This window comes from Lentzea sp. NPDC036955, assembly GCF_055608005.1.
The window spans coordinates 168428-190809 of the sequence record NZ_JBVJRC010000002.1; the positions used below are offsets into that span (position 1 = coordinate 168428).

Genomic DNA, 22382 nt, shown 5'->3' on the forward strand with positions numbered 1-22382 from the left:
CCGACGGTGAGTGCCCGCGCCGCCGTTGCCCTCGCGGCGGGCATGGGCCTCGGCCGGTTCGCCTACACGCCGATCCTGCCGCTGATGACCGCCCAGGCCGGGCTCACCGCGTCGGCAGGCGCCGGTCTGGCCACGGCCAACTACCTCGGCTACTTCGCGGGGGCGGTGGCCGCGACGGCCGCGCGGCTGCACACGCGGGCGGTGCACCGGGCGGCGCTGGTGGTGCTCACGCTGTCGCTGGCGGGCATGCCGCTGACCCACGGCGTCGTGGCGTGGTCCGCGCTGCGGTTCATCGCGGGAGCGGCCAGCGCGCTGGTCTTCGTGCTCGCCGTCAGCACCCGGCCCGGCTGGGGGATGAGCGGTGTCGGCGCCGGCATCGCGCTGTCCGGGGTGGTCGTCCTCGCCGACAGCCGCTGGCAGGTCTCGTGGTGGCTGGTCGCGGGCATGTCCGCGCTGTTCACCGCCCTGGCCTGGCAGTTGCGCCCGGTCCCGCGCCCTCGTGCCGCGACCGCGCGCGGCGGCCCGTTCGCCCGGCTGTTCGCGGGGTACGCGCTCGAAGGCGTCGGCTACATCATCGCCGGGACGTTCCTGGTCGCCGCCGCCGGTCCGCTGGGCAGCGGCGCGTGGGTCCTGACCGGCCTGGCCGCCGCCGCGTCACCGTTCCTGCTCGCCCGCCTCGACCAGCGGCGCGCGTTGACCGGCGCCCTCGTGGTGCAGGCCGCCGGCATCGCACTGCCCGCGCTGAGCACGGACCCGGTCGTCGTGGTCCTGGCCTTCGTCCTGTTCGGCGCCACGTTCCTCGGCATCGCCCTCACCGCGCTGAACCTCGGCGCCGGCCTGCACCCGAACTCCGCCGCCCTGCTGACCGCTGGCTACTCCGCGGGCCAGGTCGCGGGCCCGCTGCTGGCGTCCCCGCTGCTCAGCCGCGGCTACCAGCCGGCCCTGCTGCTCGGCGCGGCCGTCGTGCTCACCGCCGCCGGGGTGATCGCGCTTCCACGCCCAGATCCGCCGCGCCCGTCCAGGAGGAGGAGCAGTGAAAAGTCAGTCACAGCAACAGGAAGCACCGGCTGATGAGCAGTCCTGCGTCCACGCCTGACCCTCCGGTACCGGCACCCCGGGTGTATCCGCGGTGTATCGGCCGTGGATGGGATGCGGCAAGGCTCCTGACCGCGACACAGCAGGTCATGCGAAGAGGGGATTCTCCGATGCGTTTCACCACAGTGACGGCCGCGGTCGTCGGCGTACTGGGCGCGGCTCTGATCAGCACCGCCGCCCCCGCCAACGCCACCGAGCAGTACACCGGCACCAGCGCGGTCGAGGTCGCGGCGCCGTGGCTCGAGGACACCGCGTCCGTGCCGGCGGCCGAGGGCGACTTCACGATCCAGCAGACGGCGGCCGGTGCCGTCAACTGGATGTCCAGCCGCCGCGGCAGCACCGCCTACGAGGGCTACTGCGAACGCGCCGTGCGGCTCGCGTGGGACCGCGCCACGCACCACGCCTCGGCGATCGACCACTGGCGGTCCTCCGACGGCACCCGCCGCACCACGGGCACGCCGCCCAAGGGCGCGTTCGTCTTCTGGAACATCAGCCAGTACGGCCACGTGGGCATCGCCGACGGCAACGGCGGCTTCTGGTCGACCAGCGTCGGCGGCAAGATCGGCCACGCCGGCTCGGTCGGCTACTTCAGCAACTACCTCGGCTGGAAGCCCGGCAACAGCAACTGACCGAGTGCACCCGCCGCGCGTGCCAGCGTGCGCAGCGCGGCGGGTTCGCCCTCCCGGTTGCCGGTGCGGCGGTAGGTCTCCAGCGCCTGCTGCACCAGGTCGTGCGCGGCCTCCGGGCAGCCGTTCGACAGCAGCGCCTCGGCCAGCTCCACCTGCGCGAACGCCGTGCACCGCTCGTCGGTGAGGTCCTGCAGGATCGACACGGCCCTGCGCGCGGAGACGAGCTCGGCGTCGTGCTCGCCCAGGGAGCGGTGCAGGGCGGAGAGCCGGACCAGCACCAACGCCTCCCGGTGCGCGTCACCGAGGTCCGCCGCGAGCCTGCGGCCGCTCATCAGCCACACGCGCGCCGACTCCTGGTCGCCCAGCGAACCGTGCACCCCGCCGACCGACGCCCGCAGGTGGGCGACGGAGTGCAGGTCACCGGCCGTCTCCAGCAGCTCCAGCGCCTCGGTGTAGCAGGCCATCGCCCGCTCGTGCTCGCCGCGCAGCCGCCAGACCGTGCCCACGCCCGCGATCGAGATGCCCTGGCCGCGCGGGTCGCCGGCCACGCGGTAGAGGTCCCGCGCCGCGAGCATGCCGCGTTCGGCGTCGTCGAACTCGTCGCGGTAGATGTGCACCTGCGCGATGCCCCGCAGCAACGCCGCCCTGCCCTCGGCGGACCTCGTGACCGCCAGCGCCCGCCGGTGGGTGCGCGCCCAGTCGTCGTAATGGCTGTGCAGGTCGAAGTACGGCACGCACGCCGCCGCCAGCTGCCACGCCACGTCGTCGAGCCCGGCCGCCGCGGCCAGCTCGACCGCGCCGCACAGCGTGCGCCGTTCCGCCTCGAACCACCCGACCGGTTCGGCCAGCAGGTGCTCGGGCGCCCGCACCGCGGCGACCGGGGCGATGGTCGTGCCGAACGTGACCGGCAGCCGCCGTGCCGCCGTGACGGCGAGCCACAACCACGTGCGCAGCGTGCGGTCGAGCGTCTCCGCCCGGTCCGGGAGCGCGTCGGCCAGCTCCAGGGCGTGGCACCGCAGCAGGTCGTGCAACCGGTAGCGGGGCTGCCCGAGGCGGTCGGTCCCGCACGCCTCCAGCAGGTGCGCGTCAACCAGCCCGTCGAGCAGGTGCTCGCTGCCCGGCCGGTCCAGCAGCGCGTCCACGACCCAGCCGGGGAAGTCGTGCGGCCCCAGCAGCGCCAGCCGCACGAACGCGGCCGCCTCGTCGGCGGGCAGCTGCCGCACGCTCAGGTCGAAGCTCGCCCGCACCGCCAGCTCACCGGAGGACAGCTCGCGCAGCCGCGTCGACTCGTCCACCAGCCGCGCCCGCAGCACCCGCAACGGCCACCCGCCCCGACCGGCCAGCCGCGCGCCCGCGACCCTGATCGCGAGCGGCAGGTGCCCGCAGGCCGCCGTGATCGCCGCCGCCTCGTCCGGCTCGGCCTCCACCCGATCGCGTCCGGCGATCCCGGTCAGCAGCTCCGCCGCCTCCGCCGGTGCGAACGGCAGCAGCTCCACCTGCCGCGCACCAGGCAGCTCCGACAGCCGCCGCCTGCTCGTGAAGAGCACCCCGCACCCCGCCGCACCCGGCAGCAACGGCTGCACCTGCCGCACCGACGCCGCGTCGTCGAGCACCACCAGCACCCGCCGCCCCGCGAGCTTCGAGCGGAACAACGCCGCCCGCCCCGCCTCCCGCGACGGCAGCCCCGCACCGGTGATCCCGAGCGCGTGCAGCAGTTCGGTGAGCACGTCGGCCGGGTCGCGCGGTCGTTCGGCCGTGCCGCCGAGGTCGACGTAGAGCTGCCCGTCCGGGAAGTGCGCGGCGACCTCGTGCGCCACCCTGACCGCGAGCGTCGACTTGCCCACGCCCGGAGCGCCGGTCACGCCCGCGACCGCCACCTTGCCGCTGTCGCGCAACGCTTCGGCTAGCTCGGCGATCTCCGTGGCGCGTCCGCAGAAGTCGGCGACCGACGGCGGTAGCTGCCGGATCGGCGGTGCGTTGTCTTCTTCTTCGCCGCGCAGCACGGCGAGATGTGCCTCTTTCAGCACAGGGCCGGGTTCGAGTCCCAGATCGTTCGCGAGCCGTGCGCGCATGTCCGTGTAGACCTTCAACGCCTCGACGCGCTGGTTCGTGCGCTTCAACGCGATCATCAGCTGATAGCAGATGCTCTCGCGATAGGGATGCACTTCGAGGAGCGCGCGCATCTCCGCGATGACCTCGTCGCCCTGTCCTCGTGCCACCTGCAACGCCAGCCGCTGCTCGGTCGCCGTCAGTCGCGCTTCCTCCAACCGGGTGATCGCGGGCTGCCACGCGTCGTTCTCCGGCAGGTCCTCGACCGGCCGGCCGCGCCACAACCCCTCCGCGGTCCGCAGCAGGTCGAGTGCGTCGCCGCTGGTGCGCGCCTCGGTGACCAGGTGCTCGAACCGCAGCGCGTCGAGCTCGTCGGGCGTCAACGCCAGCACGTAGCCCGTGCCGTTCGTGCGCAGGCATTCGCCGAGGACCTGCCGCAACTGCCACACGTACGTGCGAACGTTCGCGACCACGGACCGCGGCTTGCTCTTCGGCCAGAGGACCTCGACGATCTGGTCGAGGGACACGGCGCTGTTCGCGTTCAACGCGAGATGAGCGAGCAACGCCCGCTGCTTCACCCCGCCCAGGCCCATCCGGCTGCCGTCCCGCCACACCTCCAGCGGCCCCAGCACGTTCACCCTGGTGATGGCCCCTCCTCTGGCGTGTTCCCGCTGACAGCAGCCCGCGCACGCGGCAGGATAGCGGCGGCAGCCCGCCGCCAAGACCCATTCGCCAGAAGATGTGGTAGCTCGTCAACCATGCACAAGCGTCACCTCGTCGCACTCGCGCTGCTGCTGAGCGCCTGCGGCTCCGAGACGTCGGTCCCCGCGATCGCGCCGACGTCCGCCCCCGAGCAGACCGTCTCGCCGCTGGCCGACCAGCACGCCCGCCTCGACGCCATCGGCACCCTCCTCACCTCCTGCGTCACCCGCCTGCGCGGCGAGCCCGTCGACCCCGCCGACAACTGCGCGAAGGTCATGCCGGACGTGTCCGAGGTGATCGGCGAGGTGGAGAAGAAGGGCGACCGGCTCTCGCCCACGACCCGCAGCGCCGTCGCGGACGTGCGCAAGCAGCTCGGGGAGATCCAGTCGTGCGAACCGTGGTTCGCCGCGGGCGGTCAGACCGCCGATCCCCGGTTGGACCAGCGGTGCCGTGACGCGTGGGACGCACTCTTCAGGAGCTACTCCGCCATCCGCAACGCCGCCTAGGGCTGCTCGAACCGCGTCGTGAGCACCGACGAGATCTCGTGGTGCCGCAACAGGAACGCCTTCTCGTCCAGCTTCTTGCGCCGCAACCACCCGGTGACCTCGGCATTGCACTTGCTGGCGTTGCACGACCCGCACGCGGGCACGACGTTGCCCAGCGTGTACCGGCCACCGCGTGACAACGCCTGCACGCAGTCCTTCTGCAACGAGCCGGCCGCGGAACCGCAGTAGGCGCAGCCGCCCCACGAGGACTTCAGCGCGTCCCACTGCGCGTCGGAGAGGTCGTGGGCGACGCGCGCCATCCGCTTGCGGCGTTTGCGCGCCGCGCGCACCTGTTTGCTACCGCCGGTCGCCACGGGGTGGAAGCGTACGCATCGCGATGGTCAACAGGTCGGAGGCGGGGCCGCGGGGTGCCCTGCCCCTGGTCCACACGGCGCGCAGCGCGCGGTCGAGGTTGAGGTCGGTCACCTCGACGCGGACCAGCGCGCGGGTCGCCAGGTCGGTGGCGACCGCGTGTGCGCTGAGCACGGCAGGGCCGATGCCGCCGGTGGCCGCCGCCTTGATCGCGGTGGTCGAGGACATCTCCAGCAACGGGTCCGCGGTGATCTCCAGGTCGATCCCGCACAGCGCCGACCGCAGCGCCTGCCGGGTGCCGGAGCCCTGTTCGCGCGACACCAGCGGCGTGGCGGCCAGCGTGGCGGCGGTGATCCTGCGGCGGCGGGCCCACGGGTGGCCGGGCGCGACGACCAGCACCAGCTCGTCGTGGCCGACGACGCGGCTGTCGAGACCGGCGGGCACGTCGGTGCTCTCGATGAAACCCAGGTCGGCGCGGTCGGCGAGCACCTGGTCGGCGACGTGCGCGGAGTTGCCCGCCGTCAGGACGGTCGCGGTGTCCGGGCTGACCGTGCGCAACGCGATCAGCCACGCCGGCAGCAGGTACTCGGCCACGGTCAGGCTCGCGGCGACCTTCAGGTGGCTCTGCCGGTCGGCGCGCAGGCTCGTCAGACCGGCGTCGAGGTCCGCCGCCTTCGCGAGCACCGGTGCCGCCCAACCGGCGACGAGCTGCCCCGCCGTGGTGAGCGTCGCGCCGCGCGAGGTGCGTTCGAGCAGCGCCACGCCGACGCGGGCCTCCAGCAGCCGGAGGCGTTCGCTCGCCGACGGCTGGGACATGCCGTGGGCCTTCGCGGCACGGCCGATGCTGCCGAGCTCCGCGACGCTCAGCAGCAGCTCGTAGCTGACGAGGTCGGTGACGCGTCCCGGCAAAGGCATAGGGGCAGCCTATGTCGTCATCGGAGATCGGTGCCTACCGAGGTGGACGGGCACAGGGCACCTTGGTGTCGTGACCGCTCTCGCACCTCACCCACACACCGTGCCCCATGAGGTGCGACGAGCGGCGCCCTTCGGCCCCAACCTGTTCGCGTCCGTGATGGGCACCGGCATCGTCGCCACTGCGGCTGCCTCGCTCCCGCTGCACGTCCCCGGTCTGCGCACCGCGGCGACGTTCGTGTGGCTGCTGGACGCGGCACTGCTGGTGTTCCTCACGGTTGCCGCAGTCCGCAGCTGGACGTGGGCGACCGTGCGCGCGCAGCTGCGCGACCCGGTGATGGCGCACTTCTGGGGCGCGCCCGCGATGGGGTTGATGACGGTCGGCACCGGCGCGCTGCTGCTGGGCGCCGACCTCGTCGGCCTGACCGCGGCGCTCGCGATCGACTGGACGCTGTGGACGCTCGGCACCGTGCTGGGCCTGGTGACGTCGGTCGTGGTGCCGCTGCGGATGTTCGGCAGCGGTGAGCTGCCGTTCGCCGGCTGGCTGATGCCGGTCGTGCCGCCGATGGTGTCCGCGGCGTCCGGCGCGCTGCTCGCCGCGCACCTGCCGCCTGGCCAGTTCCAGCAGACGATGGTCCTGCTCTGCTACGCGTTGTTCGGCGTGAGCCTCTTCGCGACGGTCTGCCTGGTGCCGCAGATCTGGCACCGGCTGGTGCAGCACGGCCCCGGCGGTGCGGTGCCGACGCTGTGGATCGTGCTCGGCCCGCTCGGCCAGTCGATCACCGCCGCGAACCTGCTCGCCGGCGTCGCGGTGCTGCCCGGCCAGACCGCGTTCGCCGTGCTGTACGGCGCGACCACGTGGGGCTTCGCCCTGCTGTGGGTGGCCATCGCGACCGCGGCGACCGTGCGCGCGGCACGGGCCGGGATGTCGTTCGCGTTGACGTGGTGGAGCTTCGTCTTCCCCCTCGGCACGCTGGTGACCGGCACGAGCGCGCTGGCCGCGAAGGTCCACTCGCCGATGTTCGTCGTCGTGGCCGTCGTGCTCTACGCGGCCCTGGTGCTGTCGTGGGCGACCGTGGCGGTGCGCACGATCACCAGTTTCGTGAGTCCCCGCGTGCGTTAGGCGTGGCTGGACCACGTCGAGCCGCGGTGCGGCGGAGGCGGTCCGCGCGGCGTGCGCGACCACCTGCGCGTCGCGTGGAGCAAGTCAGCGGCGACAGATCGAAGTTGGTCGTCGTGATGCATGAAGTGCGGGAAACAGCTCGGTGAGGACGTAGCGCTGCCGTGCAGTGGCAACCATTCGAGACTTGCTGACGGACGTCATACCGCTGGGCAGATCGCGCGGGCGTACCGTTTGAGCCTTCCTCCCCGCCCTCTCGGGACATCCGATCCCTCAACGATCTTGTCCGGGCGGACTCGCCTTGCTAGTCCCTTGGCAGCTGCACGATGAGCACCGGTGTTCCGGTGATCGTGAGGCTGTCGCCTGCGCGCACTGGCTGGCTGGTGCCGTCGAGGGTGCGCACCTCTGTGGCGCCTGGTGGGAGGGCTGTCGTCGCGGTGTGCTCGTGGGTCCAGCGGATCGTGAGCAGCTGACCGTCGTCCGCGGTGAACTCGCATTGCCACACGGTGGCAGGCAGACCGACGGCGAGCCCTTGACCGCATCCCCGGGTCCTGGTGCGGGTCAGCCACCGTTGCAGCTCCTCCACCGCGAGTGCGGCGCTCGTGGGTGGGCTGCCGACGGTCTGCAGCGTGATGGGCAGGCCGCCACCGCCCCAGTTGTAGAAGTAGGTTCGTTCGAGGTTGAAGCGGGAGCCGTGGATCGCGACCAGGTAGAAGCGTGCGGCGTAGTCGATCGCACGCTGCTCGTCCAGCCGTTCGTCGCGCACGTATTCATAGGTGACACCGGTGTTCCACAGGCGTGGGTGCACGCCCGCGTCGTGCAGGGCACCGTCGATCTGTTGCAGGAGGTCGATCATGGTTTCCGGCGGGTCAGCCGCGCGTTGCTGATGCAGTTTGAGTCCTGCGACGTCGCAGTGGTCGTAGCCGCGCAGCTCGGTGAATTCGCGCAGTACGGAGCGGCCCTCGTCCGTCCACAGCCGATCGATCGAGGGGCACACCACGACCGCTTGCGGGTCGGCGGCCTTGATGGCGCGCCCGGCAAGCTTGGTCATCTCGACCAGAGTGGCCGTCGTACCGGAGAAGTAGCGCTGGTCGTTGGCGTGGACCCAGACCTCGTAGGCGTCGATCCGGCCGTGGTAACGGGTTGCCACTGCGCTGACGAACTGTTCCCACACGGTCAGGTCGTCGGGCGGCGCGCTACGCGAACCGTCTCCGTACGGTGCCTTCGGCCCGGCGGGCGCGGCCCACTCCGGTGTGCCGCCGAACACCAGCGTGGCCGGCAGATCTGCCTTCCGCGCGCCGACGACGAGGCGGTCGAGGACGGTCCAGTCATAGGTGTCGCGCCGCGGCTGCAGCCTCGCCCACCGCGTACCGCTGTCCCAGAACCGCAGACTGCCGACCCGGAACGACGGCATCACCCCGCTCGCCGAGGATGCCGTCACGCCGAACAGCGACGGAGCCAGCGGCTGCTCGCGCTGCCAGGACGGACCGGTGATCTGCCGCTGCGCGGCAACGGGTCCGACGTCCGTGCCGCTGGCTGCCAGCGACACCAGGACGAGCGCGAGCATGAGCACGACGCACACCCGGGACAGGGCGCGCGTGCGCGGCAGAGACCGAGGAAGTGCACGAGGTTCCGGTGCTCGATCCGCGGTGTGCGGCATCACCGGTCGGCCTGTCGCCGCCCTCCACTGCGCGAGCAGTTCGACCAGTTCCACGTCATCGGCTGAACAGGCCGTGGCAATTCCGACTACGGTCTGGTAGTCGGGCGGGACTGTTTTTCCAGAGCAATACCTGTGCAGGGTGGAACTGCTGACGTGTGCTTTTCTGCCCAACTCGGAATAGCTCAGTCCGCTCCGCTGCTTGAGCTTCGCAAGGTGACACGCGAGTTCTTCGTTCCCTTCCGGCACACCTACCGCCCTCCCCAAGCTCAGGTGTCACGGGCCAGTATGGCAGTCATCCCATGCTCGGAGGTAGGGCCTGGTCAGGGCATGTCGCGCCATGTCGGGATGGTGGCGTGTTGTCCGAGTGCAGGTGCGTCGGCATCGTGTGGCGTGGCCGTGCGGTCACGAACATCGCGCGAAAACACAGGAAGTCCATTCACAGCCCAAGGGGATGATTTGTTAAACCGAAGTATGCTGTGCCGTCGTTCGGTGAACGCCGCAGTGGTTGCGCTGATGCTGCTTTCCGGCAGTGTCGTCGCGGTTGCGCCGACTCCGGCAGAGGCCGCCGCAGTACTGACTGCAGGCATGACCGGTCCTCGCCCATCGGCGACCCGGATTCCATTCTCGATCTCCGACAAGGTGTCCGCGTCGGTCGACGTCGGTACCGGCAATCTGCTGGTCACGACCTCCGATCTGGCGCTGCCCGGCATCCAGGGCGATCTTCAGCTGGGTCTGACCTACAACAGCCTGCGTCTGGGCACGGGCGCCGCGCTGCCGTCCGGATCGGCCGGCGCAGGATGGGCGATGAGGGTCGGCCAGGACACCAAGGTGGTCCTGAACTCCGACAACTCCGTGCTCTACCTCGCGCCCGAAGGCCGCGAGGGCCTGTTCCAGCCCTCCGGTGCGACGGCGTACACGGCACCTGCCGGTTTCAAGGTCGCGATGGTGAAGACCGCCTCGGGCTGGACGATCACCGACCACGACAGCAACTCGGTGTCGGCGTTCGACTCGACCGGACGGCTGGTGTCGATCAGGGACCGCAACACCCAGACCTCCACGTTCACCTACACCTCCGGCAAGCTGACCCAGATCGTGTCGACCCGCGGCGGTACCGGTGCCCGGACGGCGAACCTCACCTGGTCGGGCAACCTCACCACCATCGCCCAGACCGGCGACGAAGGCACTCCCCGCAGCGTCGTCTACACCTACACCTCAGGCAAGCTGACCAAGATCACCGACCCGACCTCGCGGGACACCCGCTTCGGCTACGACGCGACCACCGGCGATCTGACCACGATCACCAACGGCGCCGGCAAGCAGACGGCCATCCAGTACGACACCTCGCACCGGGTCAAGAAAGTGACCCAGGAGAACCCGGCCGGCGGCGCGGCAACCCGATTCACCTACTACTCCGCCGGGGAGACGCTGGTCGCGAGCCCGAACAACACCGAGGCCACTCCCGCCAACGGCCCGCAGACCGACTACTTCCTCAACGCCCAGGAACTCGTGACGTCCGTGACCGACCCGCTCGGCCGGGGACGGGCCAAGACCTACACCCCGTTCCACGACGTCGCGACCTCGACCAGCGGCACCGGAGGCGTCACCGTCTTCGGGCACGACCCGGCCGTGAACGCCGGTGAGTCGCTGACCAGCATCACGTCGCCGACCGGGGCGAAGTCCACCGCCACCTACGCCAACACCGGAGCGGCGAGGTACCTGCCGTCCGGCGGTACCGATGAACAGGGCAACAACAAGCTGCTCACCTACGACGGCGCCGGCAACCCGCTCAGTTCGACCAACGCCACCGCGAGCGCGACTTCGAAGGTCGACTACAACGCCGACGGCACCCTCAACACCTCCACCGACCCGCGCGACAACCTCACCGACTACACCGCCAACACCGATCACCAGGTCACCGACATCACCCCGCCGGCCGGCTCGAGCCTGGCACCGACGGTGATCTCCTACGACGGGTTCGGACGGCTGCACGCAGTCCGCGACGGTCGCGGACTGCGCACGATCTACGCCTACGACCGCGCCGACCGGGTCAAGACCATCCAGTACTCCGACACCACGCCCGACGTGGCCTTCACCTACGACGATGCCGGGAACGTGCTCACCCGGACCGACGCCTCGGGCACGACGACGTTCACCTACGACGCTCAGAACCGGGTCACCTCGCGCACCGCGACCTCCGGCGGCGGCACACTGTCCTACGGCTACGACAAGGCAGGCAACCTGACGTCGAAGACCGACGCCCGCGGTACCACCGGCTACGTGTACGACGCGGCCAACCAAGTCACCGAGATGACCCTGCCGAACGGGCAGAAGACCGCTTTCGCCTATGACGACAACGGCAAGCGCACCGACACCTGGTTCAACGCCAACGCCTCCCGAACCACCTTCGCAGCCCACACGAAAACCGTCTTCGACAAGGCCGGTCGGATCTCACGGACCTGGACCTCACGCGCGTCCAACGACGCGACCAAGACGTTCGACACGGGGTTCTGCTACTCGCCCCACGTCGCCGGGCAAGCGTGCCCGTCGGCATCGGCCGGCACCGACACAGGTCTGATCAAGTGGTCGACCGACAACTTGAACTCCGCGCTGTCTCTCTACAGCTATGACACCTCCAACCGGCTCACCGCGGTCTCGAACCTCGGCGGTCACGACTACGCCTACACCTACGACAAGGCCGGCAACAGGCTCACTGCGAAGGTCGACGGCACCACCGCGCAGACCCTGACCTACAACACGGGCAACCAGATCTCGAACACCGGCTACAGCCATGACGCCGCCGGGAACCGCACCGCCGACCCGACCCGGGGCAACTTCACCTACAACGCGGCAGGCCAAACCACCGCCCGTACTCAAGGATCGTCTTCGAGCACCTACACATGGGGCGGTGGCGACCAGAACGAGCTCGTCTCCTCCACCACCGGGGGGAGCACAACGAGCTACGTCTACGGACGCAACGACACCAACGGTGTCCCGATGCTGCAGTCGATCACCAAAGACGGTCAAACCAGCTACATCGACACCGACCCCACCGGTTCCCCCATCGCCTTGCACACCCCTGCCGGAGTCCACTACTACGCGCTCGACAACCAGGGCAGCCCGGTCAACCTGATCACCAACGCCGGAGCCGTGTCCGCCACCTACACCTACGACCCCGCCGGAAAACAGCTCAGCGCCACCGGAACCGCAGCCTCGTCCAACCCCATTCGTCACACCCAAGGTCTGCTTGACGAGAACACCGGTTGGCTCAAACACGGCGTCCGCTGGCACGACTCGGCCACCGGCAACTGGACTGCTCTCGACCCCATCAGCCTGATCCTCGAGCCCGACATCGCCAGCCGGTACGCCTACGTCGGCGGCAACCCCGTCAACCGCGTCGACCCCACTGGCCTGTACGCCGATACCTCAAGGGCGTGTCTCGCCGGCGCCGTGGGTGCTGCCATCTACGCGTGGCCCGCCGGCCCTGGAGCTGTGACCGCCGCTGCTGCCGGAGCGTGCTTGACCGGCGTCATCACGAACTGGATATCGAACGGGCTCGGCGATTGACCCCACAACGAGGCCGTCCCTCAACACGCCGTATCGACAGGTGCTGAGGAAGTAGCCGCGGCACCCGCACAAATATCAGGGGTCATCGCGAGAAAGGTGGTCACCTGGTTTCGGCCAGGAGCGTGGTCGGGCGCTCGGCTGGGGTGTCCCAGTCGAGCGCTTTGCGTGGGCGGTGGTCCGGTTGTGCGGCATGACTTCCGGCAGACCTGCAAGAACCGCCATCACATGTGTCTTCGATGCGACCGCGGTGATGCGCCGCCGCCGCAGGCAGGCTCGGTCGGCTTTGGAGGAGTGGGCCTTGTCCGCGGCCACCGCACGGGAACGAGTCCGGGGTTGACCAGCTTGTCCGTCCCAGCCCCCGAGGAGAAGCTGCCTGCGCACGGACGGCTGCGGGTTCCGAGCCCCACTTCGGCACGAAGGTGTCGGGACACACCGCGAGACGCCGCCGCAGAGCGGGCAAACTGCGACGGGCAAGCGTGCCGAGCCGGTATGCCTGTTCATGGCCGAAATCGCGGTTGCCGAGCAGGTAGGTCACGTGATCCTGGCCCGGAACCCATCTCCTTCAGCAGAAGCGCCGAGGAGGATTCCCGGTTCGCCAGGACGATGGCCGCATCGAGGGGTGTCGAGCGAATCAACGTTGTAGGCCCGCACGTTGAGCCGGCGCTTCTCCTGGCGTCGTGCTACCTCCCGTTCGGGAGCCTTCGGCCACGCGGCCAGAACGACCTGAACGCAGATGATCTCTCCTGGGGCCTCGCCGTTCGGACCGGTGAGCCTCTTCGCGTACTCGCTGTCGCCCTTGCCCTGGGTGGTCTTTTACGCCGAAAGTTCCCGTGCGCTCGTGCCGGCCGGCACGAAGGTGGTCTGCTCCTCGGCGACAACGACGCCGTCGAACCCGCCGGTGGACGTTCCGGAACCACCGGGCATGTGCAAGCGTGGTCGTGCCCAGCCCAAGTCGCGTGTCGGCTGCGGTGGACCGGAACACGTGACGAATCCCGTGTTGTCAGGTGGCCCGCTGTTACCGCGTTCACGATCTTGATCGTCGCGCTCTCACTGGCGACCATCGGCCGGTTGGCGGCAATTGGGGTGATCTGACAACGTTGTCATTCGCCTGTAACTGCAACCAACTCAGTGTGGTGGCAGCGTGAGAGCGTTTCCGCGCGCCGACGACGCGCAGCACTTTCGCGACAGCGCCCTGACCTGCCAAAACAGGTTGGAAAGACTCGCTGCTCCCGCGATCATGACTTCCTGTGTTCAGATGAACACGGGATCAGTCCCGGGTTTGCGTGTTGGAGTTCCCCTTCCAGAGTGACCCAGTCGACTGCGCCGCCGAACACCGGGCTGCCGGGTTCGAGCAGTCGTCCTGCTGCAAGAGCGCCTACCGGCACCGGGTCGAACCCGATGTCCGCCAGGAACTCCGCCACCAGCGCGAGAGCGGCCGGGTCGTCGCCGGCGACGCCGAGTGCGCGGCCGGCGGGTGGTCAGTGGTTCATCGCGTCCACGACGACCTTGCCCGCGAACGGCGCCGGGTCGAGCTCGCCGAACCGGTGCCACGGGATCGCGAGGACCACGAGCCCGGCGTCCACGACCGACCGGTCCGCTTGCATGTGCGGACTGCGTGGAGATAGTCCACGGACGGGGGTGTTTGGATCGCGACCAGAATGGTGAGCTGAATGCGGCCGCAGCATGTATCCGCAGCTCAACGCCCGGTTCCGGGTCATTGTCGAATCCCGAAAGGGAAGGCTATCCTAATTGCCGTTCGAATTGCGGGCCGTGGTGAGCGGTGGCATCGTCCGAATCACCGGACCACATTCCCACCACGGATCACAGGAGCGGACATGACCACCCTCGAGAACCCGGCGATGCCCGCCGTCCACGAGTGCACCGTGAGCGGCTGCTCCTACAACCACGACGGCTGCCACGCCTTCGCGATCACCGTGCGCGGTGACAACGGGGCTGCCGACTGCGGCACGTTCATCCCGCTGAGCACCAAGGGCGGCCTGGACAAGGTGATGGCCCAGGTGGGCGCCTGCACCCGGACCGACTGCGTGCACAACGCGTCGCTGGAGTGCACCGCGCAGAGCGTGCGGGTCGGGCAGGGCGAAGGCGACCACATGGCCAACTGCCTGACCTACCAGCCGCGTTGAGCTCGTAGCGCTCGAACAGCACCGCGGTCACGCATCCGGCGTGGCCGCGGTGCCGTCGTTCAAGCAGAGGCAGACGGCGTGCCGCGCACCGCCGCTAGTGCTCCAGGCCGAGGGCCAGCGTCAGCTCCAGCACCCGCTGCGGTGACCCGAGGTCCGGGAACAGGTCCCGCAGCTGCTGCATCCGGTACCGCACCGTCTGCGGGTGCACGAACAGCGCCGTCGCCACCTCTTCCCGCCGCCCCTGGTGCAGCAGCCACGCCCGCAACGTCTCCTCCAGCCGGCGCGCCGAGTTCTCCGGCAGCGCGTGCAAGGGGGCCAACGCGCGTGCGCGCAGGTCGGCGTACGCGTCGGCATCGGCGGTCAGTACCAGTTCGACCAAGTGCTGCTCGGTGTCACGGATGTCCGCCGACACCGCACGCGCGCGCAACGCCCGTGCGTATGAGGCTGACGCACGCACCCAAGGTCGCGCGGGACCGACAACGGCGCTGCGGTCGGTCAGCTGGCGCAACAGGTGCGCGCGGTCGGCGTCGGGCACCAGCAGGACGCCGGTCGCGTCCGGCAGGTCGTCCAGCACCAGCGTGCCGGGGTCGAGCGCGCGGAACGCCGGGCGGGCCTGCGCGGCGGGCAGCAGCACCACGGTCACCGTCGTGGGCGGTGGCCAGCCGGCCCTGTTCGCCGAGGCCAGCAGCGCCTCGGCGCCCGCGCCGGTCAGCAGGTCGCGGGCGAGCTGTTCCAGGTGCCGTTCGTGGGCCATGCCGCGTGCGGCCAGCTCGTCGGCGTGACCGGCGGCCGACGCGGCGGACAGCTCGTCGATGTAGGCGAAGGTCAGCTCCGCGAACTTCGCCACCTCCTCGGCGGGCAGGCCGGCCGCCACGGCGCCTTCGGCGAGCCCGCGCCAGGCCACGCGCGCACCGACGCGGTAGGCGCTGAGCAGGGCGTCCATCGAACGGCCGTCGCGGACCTCGCCGCGGCCGAGCTCGTAGGCGGCGTCGCTCGCGTCCCCACCGGTGGCCACGCCACCCGCGAGGTCCAGGTAATGTCCGAGCGCCGTGCGCACCGCACGCCGTATCGTGCCGCCCATCCGGCCCGACAGGGCACCGGCGTAGCTCGGCACCTCGTCGATGATGGCCTGCACCACCTCGTCGGCCGTGGTCTTCAGGGCCGCCCGCAGCGCGGTGACCGTCGTCTCGTCCAGGGCCAATTCGGTGGCCCGCCGCATTGCCTGAGTCACGATTTGTTCCCTGCGAACAATCTGGTCGAGCAAATTCACGTCCTGCGGACAGGACTTTACGCCCTGTGGCGCATCAAGCTGGAGTCATGACGAGTGCCGCCCTACGCAGCAGGGCGTGGAAACTGCTTGAGCTGGTCACGACGCCACTGCTGCCGTCCGACTACCTCGACCTGGTGAGCCCGCTGCGCGCGGGCGCTGACCTGCGTGGTCGCATCGAGGCCGTCCACCCCGAGACGGGGGACGCCGCGACCATCGTGATCAGGCCGGGCAGAGGCTGGCGCGGTCACGTCGCCGGCCAGTACATCCGCGTCGGTGTCGACGTCGACGGCGTGCGCCTGTGGCGCGCGTACTCGGTGACGTCACCGACGAACCGCGCCGACGGCCGCATCACGATCACCGTCAAGGCCATCCCGGACGGCAAGGTGAGCAACCACCTGGTCCGCAAGGCCAAGCCGGGCATGGTGATCCACCTCGACCAGGCCACCGGCGAGTTCGTGCTGCCCGCCGCGAAGCCCGCCAAGGTCCTCTACCTCACCGCCGGCAGCGGCATCACGCCCGCGATGGGCATGCTGCGCGACACCCGGCTCGACGACGTGGTGATGATCCACTCCGCGCCACGCGAAGAGGACGTCATCTTCCGCAACGACCTGCACGACCTCGTCGCCGACAAGGCGCTGCGGCTGCTGGAGCTGCACACCGACACCCACGGCATGCTCGACGTCGCCCGGCTCGAGGACCTCGTGCCCGACTGGGCCGAGCGCGAGACCTGGGCCTGCGGTCCCGCGGGCCTGCTCGACGCCGCCGAGGCGCACTGGGCCCGGCACGGCATCCCCGAGCGCCTGCACACCGAGCGGTTCCGCCCGACCGTCGTCGTCGCCGGCGAGGGTGGCGAGGTCACGTTCGGCACCACGGGCAAAACCGTCGAGGCCGACGGCGCCACCCCGCTGCTGGACGTCGGCGAGAGCGCCGGCGTGCTGATGCCCTCCGGGTGCCGCATGGGCATCTGCTTCGGCTGCGTCACGCCGCTCAAGTCCGGTGCCGTCCGCGACCTGCGCACCGGCGAGATCACCGAGGCAGAGCCGGGCGTGCTCGTGCAGACCTGCGTGTCCGCTGCCGCGGGTCCGTGCGAGCTCGAACGCTGATCCGCACCCCACCACAGACATCCTTCCCCCGCGAAGCGGCCCACCTCCAGCCGCCGAACCCCTCGAAAGCGAGCTCCATGACCGCCATCGACCCCACCGCCCACCTCACCGACGAGCAGATCGAGGAGCTCGGCCGCGAGCTCGACGCCATCCGCGACGAGGTGATCGCGAGCCGCGGTGAGAAGGACGCCGCCTACATCCGCAAGGTGATCTCGGTGCAGCGCAAGCTGGAGCTGACCAGCCGCGGCATCCTGCTGTTCTCGATCTTCCCGCCCGCGTGGCTCATCGGCACCGCCGGCCTGTCCGTGGCGAAGATCCTGGAGAACATGGAGATCGGTCACAACGTCCTGCACGGGCAGTGGGACTGGATGCGCGACCCGAAGATCCACTCCACCACCTGGGAGTGGGACCACGTCTCGCCGGCCGACCAGTGGAAGCACTCGCACAACGAGCTGCACCACACGTACACCAACGTGATCGGCAAGGACAACGACCTCGGCTACGGCATCATGCGCGTCGACGAGGACCAGAAGTGGCACCCGATGCACCTGGGCCAGCCGCTGTGGAACTTCATCAACGCCTGCTTCTTCGAGTACGGCATCGCCGCCTACGACCTGGAGCTCGGCAAGAACCTGCACAAGCGCCGCCGCAACAACCCCGAGTTCCGCGCCCGCGCCAAGGCGGTCGGCCGCAAGATCCGCAAGCAGGTGCTCAAGGACTACGTGATCCACCCGCTGCTGTCGGGCCCGTCGTTCCTCACCACGCTCGCCGCGACGTTCACCGCGAACCTGGTCCGCAACCTGTGGTCGCACTCGGTGATCATGTGCGGTCACTTCCCCGAGGGCGTGCAGGTCTTCGAGCGCCGCTCGATCAGGGGCGAGACCCGCGGCCAGTGGTACCTGCGCCAGATGATGGGCTCGGCGAACATCAGCGGCAGCAAGGCCATGCACATCATGACCGGCAACCTGTCGCACCAGATCGAGCACCACCTGTTCCCGGACCTGCCGAGCAACCGGTACGCCGAGGTCGCGGTCAAGGTGAAGGCCCTGTTCGAGAAGTACGAGCTGGACTACGTCAGCGGACCGCTGCCCAAGCAGGTGTTCTCCGCGTGGCACAAGGTCTTCCGGCTCTCGCTGCCGAACAAGAAGGTCAAGCAGACGACGAAGAAGTCCGAGAAGGAACTGGTCGCCGCCTGAGCACCTGGCCAAAAGCTTTGTCCGCCCCCTCGTTGCTGCTCAGGCGTCTGCAAGTACGACTTGGGGCGTCAAAGGCACGACAGCTGGCAACCTGCTCAGAAGGTGCCGTGTCTTCCGGCGCCGTCCGTGAACCGGGCGGCGCCGGCTGCACCCTCACGGGCCACGACCGGCACACCGGCCGCGCCTTCCGCGCGCAACGCCTCCGCGAGCGGCAGGTCGAGCCCCGCGTAGGTGGACGCCCGGTCCGCGAGCACGCACTCGAACGGGAACCCGGCGATCTGCTCGGCCAGCTCCAGCGCCGCCGCGACCGCCTGACCGGGTTCGACGACCCGGTTGGCCAGTCCCATCGCGAGCGCCTCGTCGGCGGCGACCGGCCGGCCGGTGAGGATCAGGTCGAGCGCCCGGCCCAGGCCGACGACCCTGGGCAGCCGGACCGTGCCGCCGTCGATCAGCGGCACGCCCCAGCGCCGGCAGAACACCCCGAACACCGCGTCGCTCTCCACGACCCGCAGGTCCGCGAGCAGCGCCAGCTCCAGCCCGCCCGCCACGGCGTGCCCGCTGACGGCCGCGATCAGCGGCTTGCTCAGCCGCAACCGGGTCGGCCCCATCGGACCGCCACCGCCGCCCGCGGGGTCGAGCTCGTTGCGCCGCGCGGGATCGCCGACCGACGTCAGGTCCGCGCCCGCGCAGAACGTGCCGCCCGCACCGGCCAGCACCGCCACCCGTTGCGCGGGGTCGGCCTCGAACGCCCGGAACGCCTCCAGCAGCTGCGCGGCCATCGGGCCGTCGACCGCGTTGCGCCGGTCCGGGCGGTCCAGCCAGATCAGCGTGGTGGTGCCGGACACCTCGACGCGGACGTCCTCCACGAACCCTCCCTCAGCGCGGAACGGACTGGGCGAAGGCGAACACCCCGTCCGGGTCGTACCTGCGCGCGACGTCCCGCAACCGGGCCAGGTTGTCGCCGTAGTACGCCTCGGCCCATCGTGGCAGCTGCGGGTCGATGTAGTTGACGTAACCGGAGTCGCCGACCAGCTCGCCGAGCCCGTCGCGCACCTGGCCCATCGCCTGCGCGGTCGCGGTGGCGTCGGCCGGCGGTGTCTTGAAGTAGACCTGCGCGCAGGCCAGCGCGGTGCGGTGGGGGAACGCGGTGGCGGCCGGCGCGACATCGGACACCGCGCCTCCCAGGCCGTCGAAGATCAGGTACGACTCGCTGGACTGGCCGTTCATCAGCGCCACGGCCCGCGCGGGGTCGCTGATCGGCTTCTGCACGATCCGCGACGACGCCACGAACGACTCGTGCTGGATCCCGGTGCCCGCGAAGTACTGCGTGGCCTCGGGGTAGCTCTGCGGCTGGACGAACCGGGACGCGGGCGCGGGCAGCGCCGCCAGCAGCGAGGTCAGCTCGCCGGGGGTGCCGACGAAGCAGCCGCCGACCCGGCAGGTCGGCTCGGCGGCACCGCGCACCACGACGTTGGACCACAGCTCGTTCGGCGCCTGCGCGATCCAGCCCTGCCACGCGCCGAGCACGTCGGCGACACCGGCGTCGTACTGCAACGAGAAGACGGTGACCTGCGGCGCGGGCACCGTGCCGAACACGAGCTCGGTGACGATCGCGAAGTTCCCGCCGCCACCGCCGCGCAACGCCCAGAACAGGTCGGGCTCCTGCTCGGCCGAGGCGGTGACGACCCGGCCGTCGGCGGTGACCGCCGTGGCCGAGACCAGGTGGTCGCAGGTCAGGCCGTACTTGCGGGTGAGGACGCCGATGCCGCCGCCGAGCGTGAGACCGGCGACGCCGACGGTCGGGCACGTACCGGTGGGCAGGCACCGGCCGGACGCGGCGAGCACCCGCGCCACCTCGCCGAGCTGGGCGCCGGCCCCGACGCGGACCCGGTCACCGGGCAGCACCTCCACCGCGGCGAGCTCGCGCAGGTCGACCTGCAGCCCGTCCTCCGGCGAGGAGTAACCCGCGTAGCTGTGGCCACCGCCGCGGGCGGCGATCGGCACCCGCCGCCGGGCCGCCTCGACGCACGCCCGCACGTCGTCGGCCGACGCACAGCGCGCGACGGCGGCGGGGGTGCGCTGGTTCCACACCGGGTTGAAACCCTGGTAGGTGAACCCCTCCTGGTCGGGCAGCAGCAGCTGACCGGACAGCCGCGCCCGCAGCGCCGCCCAGTCCGGCGGTCCACTCGGAACGGACGAACTGGACGGTGCGGCCGCTGCCGGCGTCGGGGTCGAGGTCGGCGTCGGGGGAGGGGCGCCGGTGCAGGCGGCCAGCGCGGTGGCGGCGCCCGTCAGCCCGGCGGCCAGGAGGAAGCTGCGTCGATCGACTGCCACGCGGCCATCGTGGCACGACGTGATCATCACGGCATGTCGTGATCACCCGTGGCGTTCGGCGAGCGGGTGTCGTCTACTTGTGCCCATGGCAATCGTCTCTCCTGGCTTCTCCGGGCGGCGCCGGTCCTCCGACGTGCAGCTCCCGCCAGGGCAGTACCTGGCAGAGGACTTCCCGGTCCTCACCGCGGGCCCGACGCCGCGGGTGCCGACCGACCGGTGGGAGCTGACCATCAGCACCGAGGCCGGGCACAGGCACGTCTGGTCGTGGCAGCAGCTGATGGAGCTGCCGGCCGAGAAGATCACGACGGACATCCACTGCGTCACCAAGTGGTCGAAGCTCGGCACGCGGTGGAAGGGCGTCTCGCTCGACGTGCTGCTGGAGGAGGTCGAGACGGCGGCGGACTTCGCGCTCGTCCAGTCCTACGGCGGCTACACGACGAACCTGCCGCTGGAGGACCTGCTCGATGGGCAGGCCTGGATCGCCTACCGCTACGACGGCGACGAGATCACGCCCGAGCACGGCGGTCCGGCCCGGTTGCTGGTGCCGCACCTGTACTTCTGGAAGTCGGCGAAGTGGGTCCGCGGGATCCAGTTGCTGCTGGAGGACGAACCGGGGTTTTGGGAAACCGCCGGTTATCACGACTACGGAGATCCATGGCGCGAACAGCGGTATCAGGGCGACTGACCTGGCGGGTGGCCTCGGTCGCCGAGAACAGGGCCATCACCGCGAGCGCGCGCAGCCTCGTGCTCGACGTGCCGGACTGGCCGGGTCACCTGGCCGGCCAGCACGTCGACGTGCGGCTGACCGCCGAGGACGGCTACTCGGTGCAGCGCAGCTACTCCATCGCCTCCGCACCCGACGGCGACCGGGTCGAGCTGGCCGTGCAGCGGGTGGCCGACGGCGAGGTCTCGCCGTACCTGTGCGACGTGCTCTCCCCAGGCGACCAGGTGGAGCTGCGCGGCCCGGTGGGCGGCTGGTTCGTCTGGCGCGCGACCGATCCGGCACCGGTGCTGCTCGTCGCGGGCGGCTCCGGCATCGCGCCGCTGATGGCGATGGTCCGCGCGCGGGCCGAGCAGGGCAGCCGCGTGCCGTTCCGGCTGGTGTACTCGGTGCGCACGCCCGAGGACGTGTACTTCGCCGACGAGCTGCGCCGGCGTGCCCGCGAGGACGCCGGTCTGGACGTGCACCTCGTGCACACGCGACGGGCCCCGGACGGCGCGCCGGAACCGAAGCGGATCGGCGTGGCCACGTTGAACACGCACGGCTGGCCACCGGACTTCACCCCGAACTGCTTCGTGTGCGGGCCCACCGGTTTCGTCGAGACGGTGGCCGACATCCTGGTGGCACTGGGCCACGACCCCCGACGTGTGCGCACCGAGCGCTTCGGCTGACAGGAGACCACCGATGAGCGACGACCACGTCGACGGCAACGCGCTCGCGGGCGACCTGCGGGAGATCTTCGCCGTGGACCTGACTGCGGCGACCGGCCGGTGCGCCGGCTGCGGCCACCGGGGCTCGGTGGCGGCGCTGCGGGTCTACCGCAACGCGCCGGGCCTGGTGGCGCGCTGCCCCGAGTGCGAGGAGGTCGTGCTGCGGCTGGTGCGCGGGCCGGACCGGGCGTGGCTGGACCTGCGCGGCACGGTGAGCCTGGAGATCCCGCTGGGCTCGTGACCCGCGGCTTCGGCCGGGGCCTGCGGCCGGCCTGTGACTGCGGCTTCGGCCGTGACCCGTGGCTCAGCCCGGAGG

At 70.6% G+C, this 22382-nt stretch carries 19 protein-coding genes; 11 read left to right on the forward strand and 8 right to left on the reverse strand.

Going from position 1 to position 22382, the window contains the following annotated elements:
* Positions 1 to 6 precede the first annotated feature (6 nt).
* Complete coding sequence (locus ACZ7CF_RS05830; RefSeq protein ID WP_458432663.1) at positions 7 to 1071, forward strand: YbfB/YjiJ family MFS transporter; 1065 nt, start codon at positions 7 to 9, stop codon at positions 1069 to 1071.
* 134 nt (positions 1072 to 1205) lie between these two features.
* Positions 1206 to 1724 (forward strand): hypothetical protein, encoded by a 519-nt coding sequence (locus tag ACZ7CF_RS05835; RefSeq protein ID WP_360384475.1) that lies wholly within the window; start codon positions 1206 to 1208, stop codon positions 1722 to 1724.
* Here the strand turns inward: ACZ7CF_RS05835 and ACZ7CF_RS05840 are convergent.
* Positions 1691 to 4411 carry an AfsR/SARP family transcriptional regulator gene (locus ACZ7CF_RS05840; RefSeq protein ID WP_470368975.1) on the reverse strand — a complete coding sequence of 907 codons (2721 nt, stop codon included), beginning with the start codon at positions 4409 to 4411 and terminating at the stop codon, positions 1691 to 1693. The two genes, ACZ7CF_RS05835 and ACZ7CF_RS05840, sit on opposite strands and share 34 nt — an antisense overlap.
* 120 nt (positions 4412 to 4531) lie before the next feature.
* Here ACZ7CF_RS05840 and ACZ7CF_RS05845 point away from each other — a divergent pair, with 120 nt between their 5' ends.
* The gene (locus ACZ7CF_RS05845) at positions 4532 to 4981 is read left to right on the forward strand and encodes a hypothetical protein (protein ID WP_470368976.1); all 450 of its coding nucleotides are present in this window, start codon (positions 4532 to 4534) and stop codon (positions 4979 to 4981) included.
* Here the strand turns inward: ACZ7CF_RS05845 and ACZ7CF_RS05850 are convergent.
* Both ACZ7CF_RS05850 and ACZ7CF_RS05855 read right to left on the reverse strand, forming a co-directional pair.
* Positions 4978 to 5334: an HNH endonuclease gene (locus ACZ7CF_RS05850; RefSeq protein WP_360384469.1), complete on the reverse strand. Its 357-nt coding sequence runs from the start codon at positions 5332 to 5334 to the stop codon at positions 4978 to 4980. The two genes, ACZ7CF_RS05845 and ACZ7CF_RS05850, sit on opposite strands and share 4 nt — an antisense overlap.
* On the reverse strand, positions 5318 to 6247 hold the full coding sequence (locus ACZ7CF_RS05855; protein ID WP_470368977.1) for a LysR family transcriptional regulator: 930 nt from the start codon (positions 6245 to 6247) through the stop codon (positions 5318 to 5320). Before ACZ7CF_RS05855 ends, ACZ7CF_RS05850 begins: the two co-directional genes overlap by 17 nt.
* A 112-nt stretch (positions 6248 to 6359) precedes the next feature.
* Between ACZ7CF_RS05855 and ACZ7CF_RS05860 the strand changes: the two genes are divergently transcribed.
* On the forward strand, positions 6360 to 7367 hold the full coding sequence (locus tag ACZ7CF_RS05860; RefSeq protein ID WP_470368978.1) for a TDT family transporter: 1008 nt from the start codon (positions 6360 to 6362) through the stop codon (positions 7365 to 7367).
* Between the two features lie 301 nt (positions 7368 to 7668).
* Here ACZ7CF_RS05860 and ACZ7CF_RS05865 read toward each other — a convergent pair whose 3' ends face one another.
* Positions 7669 to 9270 carry a helix-turn-helix domain-containing protein gene (locus tag ACZ7CF_RS05865; RefSeq protein ID WP_470368979.1) on the reverse strand — a complete coding sequence of 534 codons (1602 nt, stop codon included), beginning with the start codon at positions 9268 to 9270 and terminating at the stop codon, positions 7669 to 7671.
* A 144-nt stretch (positions 9271 to 9414) separates the two neighbouring features.
* On the opposite strand from ACZ7CF_RS05865, the gene ACZ7CF_RS05870 reads away from it, so the two are divergent.
* A complete protein-coding gene (locus ACZ7CF_RS05870; RefSeq protein WP_470368980.1) occupies positions 9415 to 12588 on the forward strand; it encodes an RHS repeat-associated core domain-containing protein in 3174 nt (1057 codons plus the stop codon).
* A 1478-nt stretch (positions 12589 to 14066) separates the two neighbouring features.
* Here the strand turns inward: ACZ7CF_RS05870 and ACZ7CF_RS05875 are convergent.
* Entirely contained in the window at positions 14067 to 14192 is a 126-nt protein-coding gene (locus ACZ7CF_RS05875) for a hypothetical protein (protein ID WP_470368981.1), read from the reverse strand.
* A gap of 231 nt (positions 14193 to 14423) precedes the next feature.
* On the opposite strand from ACZ7CF_RS05875, the gene ACZ7CF_RS05880 reads away from it, so the two are divergent.
* Positions 14424 to 14732, forward strand: coding sequence for a DUF1540 domain-containing protein (locus ACZ7CF_RS05880; RefSeq protein ID WP_360384459.1), 309 nt, complete (start codon positions 14424 to 14426; stop codon positions 14730 to 14732).
* Positions 14733 to 14826: 94 nt separating this feature from the next.
* Here ACZ7CF_RS05880 and ACZ7CF_RS05885 read toward each other — a convergent pair whose 3' ends face one another.
* Positions 14827 to 15963 carry a PucR family transcriptional regulator gene (locus ACZ7CF_RS05885; protein WP_470368982.1) on the reverse strand — a complete coding sequence of 379 codons (1137 nt, stop codon included), beginning with the start codon at positions 15961 to 15963 and terminating at the stop codon, positions 14827 to 14829.
* Positions 15964 to 16049: 86 nt separating this feature from the next.
* Here ACZ7CF_RS05885 and ACZ7CF_RS05890 point away from each other — a divergent pair, with 86 nt between their 5' ends.
* Positions 16050 to 17105, forward strand: a complete 1056-nt coding sequence (locus tag ACZ7CF_RS05890; RefSeq protein WP_360384455.1) for a ferredoxin reductase — start codon at positions 16050 to 16052, stop codon at positions 17103 to 17105.
* Positions 17106 to 17182: 77 nt separating this feature from the next.
* Positions 17183 to 18301, forward strand: coding sequence for a fatty acid desaturase family protein (locus ACZ7CF_RS05895; protein ID WP_360384453.1), 1119 nt, complete (start codon positions 17183 to 17185; stop codon positions 18299 to 18301).
* A 95-nt stretch (positions 18302 to 18396) separates the two neighbouring features.
* Here the strand turns inward: ACZ7CF_RS05895 and ACZ7CF_RS05900 are convergent, their stop codons facing one another.
* Positions 18397 to 19167: a crotonase/enoyl-CoA hydratase family protein gene (locus ACZ7CF_RS05900; RefSeq protein ID WP_470368983.1), complete on the reverse strand. Its 771-nt coding sequence runs from the start codon at positions 19165 to 19167 to the stop codon at positions 18397 to 18399.
* A 10-nt stretch (positions 19168 to 19177) separates the two neighbouring features.
* Positions 19178 to 20635, reverse strand: a complete 1458-nt coding sequence (locus ACZ7CF_RS05905) for an FAD-binding oxidoreductase (RefSeq protein WP_470368984.1) — start codon at positions 20633 to 20635, stop codon at positions 19178 to 19180.
* Positions 20636 to 20720: 85 nt separating this feature from the next.
* Here ACZ7CF_RS05905 and ACZ7CF_RS05910 point away from each other — a divergent pair, with 85 nt between their 5' ends.
* From ACZ7CF_RS05910 to ACZ7CF_RS05920, 3 genes are read left to right on the forward strand one after another with little or no spacing between them, the layout of a single operon-like run.
* On the forward strand, positions 20721 to 21320 hold the full coding sequence (locus ACZ7CF_RS05910) for a sulfite oxidase-like oxidoreductase (RefSeq protein ID WP_360384447.1): 600 nt from the start codon (positions 20721 to 20723) through the stop codon (positions 21318 to 21320).
* Positions 21290 to 22027, forward strand: a complete 738-nt coding sequence (locus ACZ7CF_RS05915) for a ferredoxin reductase (protein ID WP_470368985.1) — start codon at positions 21290 to 21292, stop codon at positions 22025 to 22027. Before ACZ7CF_RS05910 ends, ACZ7CF_RS05915 begins: the two co-directional genes overlap by 31 nt.
* Before the next feature lie 13 nt (positions 22028 to 22040).
* Entirely contained in the window at positions 22041 to 22307 is a 267-nt protein-coding gene (locus ACZ7CF_RS05920) for a DUF6510 family protein (RefSeq protein WP_360384443.1), read from the forward strand.
* The last annotated feature ends 75 nt before the right edge of the window (positions 22308 to 22382 follow it).